Here is a 12,700-nt window from a genome sequence, read left to right as displayed (position 1 = left end):
TCAGATTCCCTCAGGGTTCCCCTCACAGACCTTCGCGCTTCGGCTCACGGGACCGCGGGCGACCCGCCCTCCCGCACCGGCAACCCCGCCGCCGCCCAAGCCCGGAACCCGCCCACGAGATCCGTAGCCCGCACCAGCCCCAGCCGCTGCAAATCCGCCGCCGCCAGGCTCGACGCGTACCCCTCGTTGCACACCACCACCGCGACGGTCTCGGCCGAAACCCCCGGCAGCCGCCACTCGCTGTCCGGGGCCAGCCGCCACTCCAGGTGAATCCGCTCGACCACCACGGACCCGGGGATCTCGCCCTCGGCGACCCGGTTGGCGTGCGGCCGGATGTCGACGATCAGCGCGCCCTCGGCCTGCAGATCAGCGGCGCGCGCCGGGTCCGCCCGGTCTAGCGCGGACCGGGCGTCGGCGAGAAAACCTTCGATAGCGGTCATGACCGCACAATGGCAGGCAGCGGCGGGATCTCGTTCGGCACGTCGGCGAGGCTCGTGTATTCGCGGGTTGGCACCAGCGGCGGCGAGTAGGCGTGCACGCTGGCCGCCGGTTCCTCGCCGACGCCGAGCACCTGGTGCGCGCGCCCGGCGCCGAAGCCGATGCCCTGCCCGGCGGTGTGCGTGCGACGGCGCACCGGACCGCCGGGGTAGCGGTACTCCTCGCCGAGTTCGCCCTGCAGCACGGTGAACGAACCCGACGCGCCGCCGTGGTCGTGCGGTTTCGTGTGCTGGCCGGGCAGCCACGACAGCAGCCACAGCTCGACGCCGTCGGTGAGCGCCAGGCGCGCCCACCAGCGCCGGTCCTCGTCGAAGCGCAGGACGTCGCGCAGGCTGGTGGTCAGTTCGGTGGTGACCGTGCGGGTCAGGTCGGCCAGCTCGCGCGGCGTCCACAGCAGCCGCGACGGGTGCAGCAGCTCGGACAGCAGCGGATCGGTCAGCTGAGGGTGGATCTCGACTTCCGGACGGACGATGGACGTGGTCAACGGAGGCTCCCGGAAAATAGCTCGGATGGTGCCGGACGCGAGGCGACGCGGCACGCCGACGAGGATCAGCGTGCGTGCCGCGCCCGGCTACACCCGCTGGAAGCCACCAGGAGAAGGTCGATCGCGCGACGGCGCCACAACACGGGGCGCGCGGACCTGACCATGCCGTGGATGCTGCCACAGCGCCGCGGGCGCGGCCGGTCGTCCCATCCGCTGGACACCCCGCGCGCCGTTACCCCCGGGCGGGTGCGCGACCGCGCCCGGGCGACCGCCACAATGGGCTCGTGAGCGAGCCGATCCTGCCCAGCGATCCTGACGACCTCGTCGTGCGGATGTCCGGTGTCGGCGTCCGCCGTACCGGAAACGACCTCCTCGCGGCCCTCGACTGGGCGGTCGAGCTGGACGAGCGATGGGTGGTGCTCGGGCCCAACGGGGCCGGCAAGACCACCCTGCTGCGCCTGGCCGCCGCCGAACTGCACCCCACCTCCGGCACGGTCGACCTGCTCGGCGACCGCATCGGCAAGGTGAACATCTTCGACCTCCGCCCGCGCATCGGGTTCACCTCCGCCGCGATCGCCCAGCGCGTGCCCGGCGACGAGCAGGTCGCCGACGTCGTGGTCAGCGCCGGCTACGCGGTGATGGGCCGCTGGCGCGAGCAGTACGACCGGATGGACCTCGACCGGGCGACCGAACTGCTCGGCACGCTCGGCATCGCGCACCTGGCCGAGCGCACGTTCGGCACGCTGAGCGAGGGCGAGCGCAAACGCGTGCTGATCGCCCGGTCGCTGATGACCGACCCGGAGCTGCTGCTGCTCGACGAGCCCGCCGCCGGCCTCGACCTCGGCGGCCGCGAGGACCTCGTGGCCCGGCTGTCGGTGCTCGCGATGGACCCGGACGCGCCGGCGATGGTGCTGGTCACCCACCACGTCGAGGAGATCCCGCCGGGCTTCACTCACGCGCTGCTGCTGCGCGAGGGCCGCGCGGTGGTGTCCGGGCTGGTGGACGACGTGATCACCGGCGAGAACCTGTCCAAGACGTTCGACCAGGACCTGGTGCTGGAGCGTTCGGGCGAGCGGTTCTTCGCCCGCCGCAGGTAAGTTGTCCCTACCGGCCGGTAGCCTGCAAGCGCCGCGTAAACGCCGTTAACGAGGAGGAGTCGCGTGGGAGAGTTCGTAACCCTGGAGGTCGAGGGCGGAGTCGGCACGATCCGGCTGGACCGGCCGCCGGTCAACGCGCTGAACAACCAGGTGCAGGCCGAGCTCGCCGAGGCCGCGCGCGAGGCGTCCGACCGCGACGACGTGCGCGCGGTGATCCTCTACGGCGGCGAGAAGACCTTCGCCGGCGGCGCGGACATCAAGGAGATGTCCTCCCGCACGTACCCGGAGATCGCGAAGTTCGGCGCCGAGCTGACCGCGTCGCTCGCCCGGGTCGCGAACATCCCGAAGCCGGTCGTCTGCGCGATCACCGGCTACGCCCTCGGCGGCGGCCTGGAGCTGGCGCTCACCGCGGACTGGCGGATCGCGGGCGACAACGTGAAGGTCGGCCAGCCGGAGATCCAGCTCGGCATCATCCCCGGTGCGGGCGGCACGCAGCGGCTGACCCGGCTGATCGGCCCGAGCAAGGCCAAGGACCTGATCTTCACCGGCCGGTTCGTGAAGGCCGAAGAGGCTTTGAAACTGGGCATCGTCGACGAGGTCGTGGCCCCGGACGACGTGTACGCCGCCGCGCACAAGTGGGCCTCGCAGTTCGCGAACGGCCCGGCGGTGGCGCTGCGCGCGGCCAAGACGGCGATCGACTCCGGCCTCGACGTCGACCTGGCCACCGGCCTGAAGATCGAGACGCAGCTGTTCACCGCGCTGTGGGCGACCGAGGACCAGCGCAACGGCATGCAGTCGTTCATCGACAACGGCCCCGGCAAAGCCAGTTTCGAGGGGAAGTGACTTCCGTGTCCGACTCAGGAGTGTCCGACCCGGCGCCGAACCCGCACGCCACTGAAGACGAGGTCAAGGCGGCCTACGCCGACCCGAAGCTCGCGAACGTCCTCTACCACGACTGGGAAGCCGGGACGTACGACGAGAAGTGGTCCATTTCCTACGACGAGCGCTGCATCTCCTACGCCACTGACGTGTTCAACGCGGTCGCGGGCGACGACGGCCAGCCGTACCAGCACGCGATGGAACTGGGCAGCGGCACCGGTTTCTTCCTGCTGAACCTGATGCAGGGCGGCGTCGCGAAGAAGGGTTCGGTCACCGACCTGTCGCCGGGCATGGTGCAGGTCGCGCTGCGCAACGCCGAAGGCCTCGGCCTGGACGTCGACGGCCGGGTCGCCGACGCGGAGCGGATCCCTTACGACGACAACACGTTCGACCTCGTGGTCGGGCACGCGGTGCTGCACCACATCCCGGACGTGCGCCAGGCTTTCGGCGAGGTGCTGCGCGTGCTCAAGCCGGGCGGGCGGTTCGTGTTCGCCGGCGAGCCGACGAAAATCGGCGACCGCTACGCGCGCCGGCTGGGCCAGTTCACCTGGTACCTCACCACGAACATCACCAAGCTGCCCGCGTTGAGCGGCTGGCGGCGTCCGCAGTCCGAATTGGACGAGTCCTCGCGCGCGGCGGCGCTGGAGGCCGTGGTCGACATCCACACCTTCGACCCGTCCGAGCTCGAGTCGATGGCGCGCGGCGCTGGTGCCCAGGACGTTCGCGCGGTCACCGAGGAGTTCTCGGCGGCGCTGGCCGGCTGGCCGATCCGCACCTTCGAGGCCGCGGTGCCGCAGGAGAAGCTCACCGTGCGCTGGCGGCTGTTCGCCTACCACCTCTGGCTGCGACTGTCCGCTTTGGACAAGAAGCTGCTGTCGAAGGTGCTGCCGCGCGAGCTGTTCTACAACGTGATGATCACCGGGACCAAGCGGCCGTCCTGAATTGCCCTACAGTTTCACGCTCGACGACGTCGCCTTCCTGCGCTCCGGCGCGGGACGGGCGGCGCTCGCCGAGTGCTCCACTTTGGACGCCGCGCGGATCGCGGACGTCACCGCGGCACGTCGCTTGGTCGGTGAGCACGCTTCCCCGGTGCTGGAAACCGTTGCGCTGCGCCGTAAATCGGTCCTGAAGCTGCCTTCGTCCGCCGAGTGGCTGTTCACTGGCGACGCCTTGCAACAGGCGAGCGCTACTCCGGTGGCCCGGCATCGAGCTTCCCGGCTGGCCGGTCTCGCGGTGCATGACGTCACCTGCTCAGTGGGTGCCGACCTGGTCGAGCTGTCCCGCGTCGCTTCGGTGGCGATCGGGTCCGATGTGGACCCGGTCCGGCTGGAAATGGCTCAGTACAACGCTTCCGTCGCTGGAGTTTCGCCGCTTGTCGCGCGGGCCGACGCCTTGCGCCCGGTTTCCCGGGACACTGCGGTGGTCGCCGATCCCGCCCGCCGTGACTCCGCAGGCCGCCGAGTGTGGCGTCCGGCCGACTTTCTGCCGCCGCTGGACGAACTCGTGGCCGCCTACCCCGGCCGGGTCCTGTCGGTCAAATGCGCGCCCGGCATGGATTTCTCCATCGCGCCCTGGGCGGACGAGGTGGAACTCGTGTCGCTCGACGGTCAAGTCCGCGAGGCTTGTCTGTGGCGAGGGCTTTCGTCGGGTGTCACACGCCGGGCGACAGTGTTGCGTTCGGACGGTACACAGTGGACCCTCACGGACGCGGAACCCGACGACATTCCCGTGCGGGCAGCGGGGGAGTGGCTGGTAGACCCCGACGGCGCGGTCGTGCGAGCCGGACTCGTGCGGCATTACGCGGCGCGGAATGGGTTATGGCAGCTGGACGAACGCATCGCCTACCTCACCGGTGACACGCCACCACCTGGAGTGCGTGCGTTCCGCGTTCTGGAACAACTGCCGTACCGTGAAAAAACGCTCGGGCAGACGTTGAAGAAGTTCGACGTCGGACGGCTGGAAATCCTCGTCCGAGGTCTCGACGTAGACCCGGACGCCTTGCGTCGCAAGCTGAAACCGCGCGGTCACGAAGAGTCCACTGTGGTGCTGACGAGGATCGGCCGGTCGCCGGTGGCGTTCGTGTGCCGGGCCGAACGCATCCCCACGGAGGGTTTTCAAGCCGGATAACGCGGCGTAAGTTCTGCGGGTTGGCGAATAATTACTGGAGGGTCGCTGTGTCTCGTTTTCCCGCTCTCGTCAAACTGGCCGCCGCCGCGGCCATCGGCGCCACCGTCGCAGGCGGCGCGACCGCGCTCGCCGGGTCGGACGCTGTCACCGCCGCGCACGGCCGGGAGCCGGCCAACATCGGCCAGGTGAAGAACGACGTCAAGGCGTACTACGGCGACTGGCTCGACGCGTCCGGCAAGCACCACTACTCCGAGACCAGCCGGTTCGTCACCGACACCAAGCGCGTGGTCGCCGACGCGAAGCGGTCCCTGCAGCAGAAGCTGGGGAAGGTGAAGAACCCGGCGATCGTGCTCGACGTGGACGACACGTCCGAGATCACCTACGGCTGGGAAGCCGACAACGACTTCGGCTTCGACCCGGTGAAGCAGCAGAAAGCCATCGACGACGGCACTTTCGAGGCCAACAAGCCGGTGCTGGAACTGGCGAAGTGGGCCGCCGACCACGGCGTGCAGGTCTACTTCCTGACCGGCCGCAACGACAAGCAGGGCCCGCAGTCGCTCAAGAACCTCGCGAACGAGGGCTATCCGACGCCGGCCGGGGCGTACTTCAAGCCGAAGACCACCGCGCCGGACTACCTGCCGTGCGGGCTGAACTGCAACACCGTGCAGTACAAGTCGGGCACCCGCGCGCACATCCAGTCGACTGGCGCGCACATCGTGCTCAACCTCGGCGACCAGTTCAGCGACCTCGAAGGCGGCTACGCCGATCACCCGGTGAAACTGCCGAACCCGATGTACTACCTGCCCTGAGTTTTGCCGGAAGCAGCCCGGGTCCCGCGCCGGGCCCGGGCTGCTCCGTATTTCGTCAGCCGGAGTATCCGGCGAAGATCTTCGAGAATTCATAGGGCTGCTGGGAAATGTTGGTGCACCGGTACAGCGCGCCGGTGCACGCGTTCGCGTCGCGGCCGAGTTCCCAGAACGACAGCATTCCCATGTGGACACTCTGCGCGAAGCTCACCACCGCGCTGGCGTCCTTCTGGTAGAAGATCTCGTTCTGCGAATCGTTGACGCCCAGCATCGGCGTCAGACCGACTTTCTGCCAAGCGTCCGCATCGGACAGTCCGAGTGCCGTTTTCAGTTGCGCCTGCGTGGATTGCGCCGCCTGGATCGCCTTGGCCCCTTGGTCGCCGGAGCCCTGGTAGTAGTCCATCGCCATGACGTTCACCAGGTCGAGATTGACGCCCGCGTCCCGCGCCGAGGTCACGACGTTCAGCCCGTCCGACGTGAGACCGGTGGGCAGCACCGGCAGCGTCAGCGAAATCTTGAGCCCGGGGTTGTCGTCCTGCACCTTTTTCAGTGCTTCGGAACGAAGTGTGATCGAACCGGGATCGGCGACCGCCGCGCCCTCGATGTCGACGTCGATGTACTTGAGGTCGTAGGCTTTGATCACTGCTTCGTACTCGCCGACGAGCGAGTTGACGTCACCGCACGCCTGCGCGAGCTCGACGCCGGACGCGCCGCCGAAGGAGACCTTGACGTCCCCGCCGGCCGCGCGGATCTTCGCGATTTCGTCGGACTGCCAGCCTTGCCGGGGATCGTAAGCAGCGAACCAGCTGGCCTTGCACGCGGCTCCGGTGACAAAGCCGAGCGTGAAACTCTTGATGCCGCTCTGCTCGGACATCGTCGACAACACGGGCGACGGCCACGCGCCCATGTCCACATAGGGCGCGAGCACGATCGACGAGTCGCTCGCCGCCGCCGCGGCGCCCTGAGGGACCGCGAGTCCGGCTACGGCCAGCAACCCGCCGAGCGCGGCCGCCAGTTTCCGGGGGGAGGACAGACGCATGGGTGGAACCTCCACGGTGAGGACCGAGGGGTGGAAAACCCCTGTCCAAATGGTATAGACCAATAACTCCGTGGAGGCCATACGCCATTAGTATGCCGATCCGTCCCGCTGAGCGGGATTCAGTGCTGTGCGGCGAGCCGATACCGCAGGTCGATCGCGAGCGCGGGATCCCCGTCGTGCACACGATCCCACCGAACCGGCTTCCCGCCCGGATTGTCGAACAGCCGGATGCCGGACCCGAGCATCACCGGCATCAGATGCACGATGAACTCGTCGACAATCCCCAGTTCAACGCATTGTCGCGCGATATCCTGGCTGTGCAGCTCAAGATCTTTCCCGTCCGCCGCCGCGAGCCCGATTTCGACCGCCTCGCGGACGTCGCAGCCGAGAAACGTGACGCCGTCCTCGGCCGGCGCGTCCTCCGGATGATGGGTGAGCACGAAAACCGGACCGCTCCACGCCCCGCCGTACGGCTGCTTGGCGACCTCTCCGGGAACCCTCGCCACTAGTGCGTCAAACCCGCGCCGCCCGCCCAGAATCGCCCCGACCCGCGCGACGGATTCCTCGTGCACCCCCGGCGCGACGCGCACCCCCGACATCCAGTCCATCGCATGCCCGTCCGCGGCGACGAACCCGTCCAGCGACATCGCGACGTGCCACAACACCTTGCCCATGAGTCCTCCTCGTTCTTTCGATACGAGGTAGACCGGCAGGGCGGCGAAAACTCATCGGTCCTCGGAGGTCAGATTCTCCGCGCAGATCCTCAGCAGCTCAGCCAGCCGCCGCCGCTCGGATTCCGGCATCCCGGCCAGCATCCGTTCCTCGACGTCGGCGACCACCCGCTCCGCGTCTTTCAGCCGAGCCTCGCCGGTCGCGGTGAGCCGCACCGGTCGCGCCCGTCCCGTCGACGCTTCCTCGGCAACCGCGACCAGCCCGGCCGTCTTCAGTCCGGCCAGCACGTCCCGCAACGACTGTCGCGTCACAAAACACTGCCGCGCCAGTTCGGCCGACGATGCCCCCGGGTTCTCCGCCAGCGCCGCCAACACCGCGTACTGCGACATCGACAACCCGATCGGCCGCAATAGCTCGTCGGACGCCTGCCGGAACGCCTGCTGCACCCGCTTCACCAGATACCCCGGCCGTCGCGCCGTCGCCTCTTGACTCATGACAGGAACCTTACACATAATGAGGCCCTTGTCAGGAACCTGTCACAGGAGGGCCTCATGACGCACACGACCATCAGCACCGACGCCGACGTCGCCACCCTGGTGAACGTCTTCACCGTCGCCCCGGAGAAGCAGCAAGCCCTGGTCAAGGTCCTCGCGACGGCGACGGAGGACGTCATTCGCCACCAGGCCGGCTTCGTGTCCGCGAACCTCCACGCGAGCACCGACGGCACGCGTGTCGTGAACTACGCCCAGTGGGCCAGCGCCGAGGCCCTCCAGGCGATGCTCGTCGCTCCGGAATGCCAAGAGCACATGTCCGCCGCTTTGGCCTTGGCCGAATGCGAACCGCACCTGTACACCGTGGAATCCGTGCACCACGCCTGATCTGAGGCCACTCTGCGCTGAGGCTCTCGCGAAGCGCTGAAGTTCCCCAGCTGACGCCTCTTTCCGCCGGGTCGGAGCGGCCTCGCCCCTTCTCCTTCCGGCTCCATCAGCCGCGTACCGCTCGTCGCGGCGATCCGGTCCGGCCGCCCCCAGGCCGACCGAACCGGAACCGCCGCACCACCGTCACCCCTTCCGAGCCACCAGCACCGTGTCCCGAACCACCGTCTCCGCCCCGACCGCAGCCCGCTCCCGAACCTCCGCGGCCACCGAATCCCAAGACTGGTCCAGCGTCTCCGCCACTTCCTCAGCCGTGAACATCATGTCCGGCATGTGCGGCCGCCCGGCGTGCACGTCCGCGGGGTCGTGCCCGACCACCAGCAACGTCCCGCCCGGAGCGACAGCGTCCGCGAGCCGCGCGAACGCCACCGTCCGGGCCGCCGACGGCACGTGCAGGAAATGCGACGTCACCAGGTCGAACTTCGACTCGGGCACCCACTCGCCCAGATCCGCGGCGACCCACGTGATCCGCTCGGCGACCCCGAGTTTCGCCGCCTGCGCGCGCCCGCGTTCGATGGCCGTCGTGGAGAAATCGACCGCCGTCACGCGCCAGCCCTGCTGCGCGAGCCAGATCGCGTCGCCGCCTTCGCCGCAGCCAGCGTCCAGCGCGTGGCCCGGCTCCAGGTCGCGAGCCTCGGTCACGAGCTGATCGTTCGGCCGTCCGCTCCACATTTCGTCCTTCGAGCGATACCGCTCCTCCCAGGAACCGCGGTCGAACGGCGGATGCTCGTTGGCCCGCGCGACCTCTCGCTCCATCTCGTGCGAGAACGGCATTTCCCGCCGCCGCACGGCTTCCGCGGCCTCCTCCTCGACCAGTTCGCCGTTGATCGCCGCCCCGGCCATCAGCCCCGCCGCGGCCGAAACCACGACCTGCGCCCGCATGTCCGTGACGTTCCCCGCCACCCACAAGCCAGGCACGGACGTCCGGCCGGCCGCGTCCGCGGGCACCTTCGTGCCGATCACGAAACCGTTGAACTCCACCGGTTCCGGCTCGATTCCCAGCGGCGCGAGAAAGTCCGCCCGCGTCCTGGCCGGCGCCGCGACAGCCAGCGCCTCGCGCGCCACGACCTCGCCCGACTCAAGCCGTACCCCGGTCAGCTGGTCGTCCTCGGCCTCGATCGCCGCGACGACGCCGTCCACGATCCGGATTCCGCGCGCCAGCAGCGGAGCCTCGTCGAAATCCCCGTGCGTGTGCCGGAAAACCACGACGTCGTCGGTCAGCTGTCGCCACATCAGCGCCTGGTGCACGGTCATCGGACCGGTCGACAGCACGCCGATCGCCCGGTCGCGCACCTCCCAGCCGTGGCAGTACGGGCAGTGCAGCACGTCCCGTCCCCACCGCGCCGCCAGCCCGGCGACCTCGGGCAACTCGTCGACGAGGCCGGTCGCGACCAGCACCCGCCGCGCGTGCGTGCGCCGCCCGTCGGCCAGCGAGACCTCGAAACCGTTGTCCCCCTTGGCAATCGACGTCACCGTCTGCGCGACCACCTCGCCGCCGTACCCGGCCAGCTCCGCACGGCCGAGCGAAAGCAATTCGGCGGGCGGCGTGCTTTCGCGGCCAAGATAGTTGTGCACGTGCCCGGCCGGCGCGTTGCGCGGTTCGCCGGAATCCACGACCAGCACCGACCGCCGGGACCGCGCGAGCGCCACCGCTCCGCTGAGCCCGGCCGCGCCGCCGCCGACCACCACCACGTCGTACTTCTCGTCCACTGGATCCTCCTGTAGTCCCCGTGCCCTGGACTATCCGGAGAACGCGCCGACTTGACAAAGTTCTTTGCCGAAGTGGCAAATTGAACGGCATGAGCGAAGACGACCAGGACCTCGGCGAGGTCCTGCACGCGGTCGGCCCGAGGCTGCGCGCCCTGCGCAAGCAGCGCAACGCGACGCTGACCGGCCTCTCGGAAACGACCGGGATCTCGGTGAGCACGCTGTCGCGGCTCGAAGCCGGCCAGCGCAAACCGACCCTGGAGCTGCTGCTCGCGCTGGCCCGCGCCTACCAGGTCCCGCTCGACGAACTGGTCGGCGCGCCCCCGGCAGGCGATCCGCGCCTGCACCCGAAACCGTTCGTCCGGGACGGCCGGACCTACCTGCCGCTCACCCGGCGTCCGGGCGGCCTGCGCGCCTACAAGATGATCCTCCCGCCAGAGCGTTCCGCCGAGCCTCCCGACCAGCGGGTCCACGAGGGATACGAGTGGATGTACGTCCTGTCCGGACGGCTCCGCCTGATGCTCGGCGAGCACGACGTAATCCTTCAGCCGGGCGAGGTTGCGGAGTTCGACACGCACGTTCCGCACTGGTTCGGCAACGCCGGCGCCGAGCCCTGCGAGGTACTGGCCCTTTTCGGCCCGCAAGGGGAGCGTTTCCATGTCCGCGCCCGGCCCGCCTCTTGACGCATACCCATATCGGCATATGATTGCCGCATGGCACGGGCAGCGACCACCGCGGACGTCTTCAACGCCGTCGCCGAACCACGGCGCCGGGAAATCCTGGACGTCCTCGTCGGCGGCGAACGCCCGGTGAACGATCTCGTCCGCGTGCTGGGCCTCGGGCAGCCGCAGGTGTCGAAGCATCTGCGGGTGCTGCGCGAGGTCGGCGCGGTCGAGGCGCGAGACGAGGGCAGGCAACGCCTCTACCGGCTGAACGCCCGCGCTCTCAAACCGATCCACGACTGGGTGCGCCGCTACGAACGTTCCTGGGAGGAACGGTTCGCCTCGCTGGACGCCGTGCTGGAAGAGATGGGCTCGACCGAGGAGAACGACCATGGCCGACACGACAACCGGCACGGCGAAGGTGACTCTGCCCGCTGACGACCAGATCCTGATCACCCGGGATTTCGCCGCTCCGCGCCGGCACGTCTATCGGGCCTGGACCACGCCGGACCTGGTGAAGCGCTGGTGGGCGGGCAAACGGGGCACCGTGACGTCCGTGGACATCGACCTTCGGGTCGGCGGCCGGTGGCGCTACGTGATGACCGCGAACGGCGATTTCGAGGTCGCCTTTCACGGCGAATATCGAGAAATAGTCCCCAACGAACGCCTGGTCCACACCGAGGTCTACGAAACCCCGGGAGTGACGGACGCGGACGCCCCCGTCGTCACCGTGACGTTCGCCGAATCGGGCGACCGCACCACGGTGACGATGCTGACCGAAACGCACACCAAGGAACTGCGCGACGCCATTCTGGAATCCGGCATGGAAGGCGGCATGCAGGAGTCGATGGACGCACTGGAGGAAGTCGCGGTTTCGCTGCCGTGAACCGGCGGGCGGCCTGGGTTCCGCTGTCCGGGCTGCCTTGATTCAGCCGTACGAGTAAAACCCCTCGCCGGTTTTGATCCCGAGCTTCCCCGCGTCGACATACGTGCGCAGCAGGTCCCGCGGCCCGGCCGGAAGGTGCGGATTTTCGTCCGCGTAATGGTTTTCGATGTCCAGCACGACGTCCAGGCCGACCTGATCCATCATCTGGAACGGCCCGTACGGCAGATTCCAGTTGATCTTGAACATCCCGTCCACGTCCTCGGGCCGGGCGACGCCTTCTGCGACCACGGCGAGAGATTCCCGTTTGATCGCCGCCCACACGCGGTTGAAAATGAATCCGACGCTTTCCTTGCGTGCCTCGAACGGATGAATGCCGAACTCCGGCAACACCCCGAGCAGCGTGTCGAGCACCGTCCGGCCGGTTTGGCCGTCGGACATGAGGTCGACCGCGTTCGCCGTCGGCGGCATGTAGAAGTGGATATTGCACAGCCGCGATTTGTCGCGCACCTTTTCGGCCATCATCCGCGACGGGTATGACGACGAGTTCGTGGCGAAAATGGTGTCGGCGGGCGCGGCCTCGTCGATTTGGCCCCACAGCGGGATTTTGATGTCCAGCCGCTCCGGCACCGCCTCGACGACGAGCCACGCGTCGCGCAGGGCGTCCTCGATCGACGCCGCGTCCTCGACCCGGCCGATCTCGCCGCTGCCGCGCTTTTCGAGCAGCACGGGCAACGCCTCCGCCACGTATTCCGCTGCCGCCGCGACCTGTTCGGCGCTCGGGTCGCTGATCCGCACGGTTCCGCCGCGCGAGGCGAACATCAGCGCGATGCGCCTTCCCAGCGTCCCGGCACCGAACACGGTCACCGGCCGGTCGCGGATCTGGTCGAATGTGTACGCGTACGGCATGG

The 12,700-nt window shown here is 68.8% G+C and carries 16 protein-coding genes; 9 read left to right on the top strand and 7 right to left on the bottom strand.

Annotated elements, in window-relative coordinates:
- Positions 1 to 44: 44 nt before the first annotated feature.
- Both ACZ7OI_RS27805 and ACZ7OI_RS27800 read right to left on the bottom strand, forming a co-directional pair.
- A complete protein-coding gene (locus ACZ7OI_RS27805; RefSeq protein ID WP_470267090.1) occupies positions 45 to 440 on the bottom strand; it encodes a rhodanese-like domain-containing protein in 396 nt (131 codons plus the stop codon).
- Entirely contained in the window at positions 437 to 982 is a 546-nt protein-coding gene (locus ACZ7OI_RS27800) for a cysteine dioxygenase (RefSeq protein ID WP_470267089.1), read from the bottom strand. The genes ACZ7OI_RS27805 and ACZ7OI_RS27800 overlap by 4 nt, the downstream gene beginning before the upstream one ends.
- A 284-nt stretch (positions 983 to 1,266) precedes the next feature.
- Here ACZ7OI_RS27800 and ACZ7OI_RS27795 point away from each other — a divergent pair, with 284 nt between their 5' ends.
- From ACZ7OI_RS27795 to ACZ7OI_RS27775, 5 genes are all read left to right on the top strand, one after another.
- The gene (locus ACZ7OI_RS27795; RefSeq protein ID WP_470267088.1) at positions 1,267 to 2,079 is read left to right on the top strand and encodes an ABC transporter ATP-binding protein; all 813 of its coding nucleotides are present in this window, start codon (positions 1,267 to 1,269) and stop codon (positions 2,077 to 2,079) included.
- 63 nt (positions 2,080 to 2,142) lie between these two features.
- Positions 2,143 to 2,922 carry an enoyl-CoA hydratase/isomerase family protein gene (locus ACZ7OI_RS27790; protein ID WP_470267087.1) on the top strand — a complete coding sequence of 260 codons (780 nt, stop codon included), beginning with the start codon at positions 2,143 to 2,145 and terminating at the stop codon, positions 2,920 to 2,922.
- A 20-nt stretch (positions 2,923 to 2,942) separates the two neighbouring features.
- Positions 2,943 to 3,899: a methyltransferase domain-containing protein gene (locus ACZ7OI_RS27785; protein ID WP_470267167.1), complete on the top strand. Its 957-nt coding sequence runs from the start codon at positions 2,943 to 2,945 to the stop codon at positions 3,897 to 3,899.
- Position 3,900: 1 nt separating this feature from the next.
- On the top strand, positions 3,901 to 5,085 hold the full coding sequence (locus tag ACZ7OI_RS27780; protein WP_470267086.1) for a class I SAM-dependent methyltransferase: 1,185 nt from the start codon (positions 3,901 to 3,903) through the stop codon (positions 5,083 to 5,085).
- 47 nt (positions 5,086 to 5,132) lie between these two features.
- Complete coding sequence (locus ACZ7OI_RS27775) at positions 5,133 to 5,894, top strand: HAD family acid phosphatase (protein ID WP_470267085.1); 762 nt, start codon at positions 5,133 to 5,135, stop codon at positions 5,892 to 5,894.
- A gap of 55 nt (positions 5,895 to 5,949) precedes the next feature.
- Here the strand turns inward: ACZ7OI_RS27775 and ACZ7OI_RS27770 are convergent, their stop codons facing one another.
- From ACZ7OI_RS27770 to ACZ7OI_RS27760, 3 genes are all read right to left on the bottom strand, one after another.
- The gene (locus tag ACZ7OI_RS27770; protein ID WP_470267084.1) at positions 5,950 to 6,930 is read right to left on the bottom strand and encodes a chitinase; all 981 of its coding nucleotides are present in this window, start codon (positions 6,928 to 6,930) and stop codon (positions 5,950 to 5,952) included.
- Between the two features lie 119 nt (positions 6,931 to 7,049).
- Entirely contained in the window at positions 7,050 to 7,604 is a 555-nt protein-coding gene (locus ACZ7OI_RS27765; RefSeq protein ID WP_470267083.1) for a dihydrofolate reductase family protein, read from the bottom strand.
- Between the two features lie 51 nt (positions 7,605 to 7,655).
- On the bottom strand, positions 7,656 to 8,096 hold the full coding sequence (locus ACZ7OI_RS27760) for a MarR family winged helix-turn-helix transcriptional regulator (protein ID WP_470267082.1): 441 nt from the start codon (positions 8,094 to 8,096) through the stop codon (positions 7,656 to 7,658).
- A gap of 57 nt (positions 8,097 to 8,153) precedes the next feature.
- Here ACZ7OI_RS27760 and ACZ7OI_RS27755 point away from each other — a divergent pair, with 57 nt between their 5' ends.
- Complete coding sequence (locus tag ACZ7OI_RS27755; RefSeq protein WP_470267081.1) at positions 8,154 to 8,480, top strand: putative quinol monooxygenase; 327 nt, start codon at positions 8,154 to 8,156, stop codon at positions 8,478 to 8,480.
- A gap of 183 nt (positions 8,481 to 8,663) precedes the next feature.
- On the opposite strand, the gene ACZ7OI_RS27750 is transcribed toward ACZ7OI_RS27755, so the two are convergent.
- Positions 8,664 to 10,247 carry a methyltransferase domain-containing protein gene (locus ACZ7OI_RS27750; RefSeq protein ID WP_470267080.1) on the bottom strand — a complete coding sequence of 528 codons (1,584 nt, stop codon included), beginning with the start codon at positions 10,245 to 10,247 and terminating at the stop codon, positions 8,664 to 8,666.
- 89 nt (positions 10,248 to 10,336) lie between these two features.
- Here ACZ7OI_RS27750 and ACZ7OI_RS27745 point away from each other — a divergent pair, with 89 nt between their 5' ends.
- Genes ACZ7OI_RS27745 through ACZ7OI_RS27735 form a run of 3 tightly spaced genes read left to right on the top strand, consistent with a single transcriptional unit; the run spans position 10,337 to position 11,792 of the window.
- On the top strand, positions 10,337 to 10,927 hold the full coding sequence (locus ACZ7OI_RS27745) for a helix-turn-helix domain-containing protein (protein ID WP_470267079.1): 591 nt from the start codon (positions 10,337 to 10,339) through the stop codon (positions 10,925 to 10,927).
- Between the two features lie 30 nt (positions 10,928 to 10,957).
- Positions 10,958 to 11,344 (top strand): ArsR/SmtB family transcription factor, encoded by a 387-nt coding sequence (locus tag ACZ7OI_RS27740; RefSeq protein ID WP_470267078.1) that lies wholly within the window; start codon positions 10,958 to 10,960, stop codon positions 11,342 to 11,344.
- Positions 11,298 to 11,792 (top strand): SRPBCC family protein, encoded by a 495-nt coding sequence (locus ACZ7OI_RS27735; protein WP_470267077.1) that lies wholly within the window; start codon positions 11,298 to 11,300, stop codon positions 11,790 to 11,792. Before ACZ7OI_RS27740 ends, ACZ7OI_RS27735 begins: the two co-directional genes overlap by 47 nt.
- A gap of 42 nt (positions 11,793 to 11,834) precedes the next feature.
- Here the strand turns inward: ACZ7OI_RS27735 and ACZ7OI_RS27730 are convergent, their stop codons facing one another.
- A complete protein-coding gene (locus ACZ7OI_RS27730; RefSeq protein WP_470267076.1) occupies positions 11,835 to 12,698 on the bottom strand; it encodes a 3-hydroxyacyl-CoA dehydrogenase family protein in 864 nt (287 codons plus the stop codon).
- Positions 12,699 to 12,700: the final 2 nt, after the last annotated feature.

The organism is Amycolatopsis sp. NPDC114503 (genome assembly GCF_055633655.1).
The sequence above is the reverse complement of the archived record's forward strand: the minus strand, read 5'-3'. Positions and strand labels throughout refer to the sequence as shown.

Bases quoted from the DNA above. Each gene is read 5' to 3' on its own strand.
- ACZ7OI_RS27755 (WP_470267081.1), top strand. From the start codon at position 8,154: ATGACGCACACGACCATCAGCACCGACGCCGACGTCGCCACCCTGGTG.
- ACZ7OI_RS27770 (WP_470267084.1), bottom strand. From the start codon at position 6,930: ATGCGTCTGTCCTCCCCCCGGAAACTGGCGGCCGCGCTCGGCGGGTTG.
- ACZ7OI_RS27735 (WP_470267077.1), top strand. From the start codon at position 11,298: ATGGCCGACACGACAACCGGCACGGCGAAGGTGACTCTGCCCGCTGAC.
- ACZ7OI_RS27740 (WP_470267078.1), top strand. From the start codon at position 10,958: ATGGCACGGGCAGCGACCACCGCGGACGTCTTCAACGCCGTCGCCGAA.
- ACZ7OI_RS27805 (WP_470267090.1), bottom strand. From the start codon at position 440: ATGACCGCTATCGAAGGTTTTCTCGCCGACGCCCGGTCCGCGCTAGAC.
- ACZ7OI_RS27760 (WP_470267082.1), bottom strand. From the start codon at position 8,096: ATGAGTCAAGAGGCGACGGCGCGACGGCCGGGGTATCTGGTGAAGCGG.
- ACZ7OI_RS27745 (WP_470267079.1), top strand. From the start codon at position 10,337: ATGAGCGAAGACGACCAGGACCTCGGCGAGGTCCTGCACGCGGTCGGC.
- ACZ7OI_RS27730 (WP_470267076.1), bottom strand. From the start codon at position 12,698: ATGCCGTACGCGTACACATTCGACCAGATCCGCGACCGGCCGGTGACC.
- ACZ7OI_RS27765 (WP_470267083.1), bottom strand. From the start codon at position 7,604: ATGGGCAAGGTGTTGTGGCACGTCGCGATGTCGCTGGACGGGTTCGTC.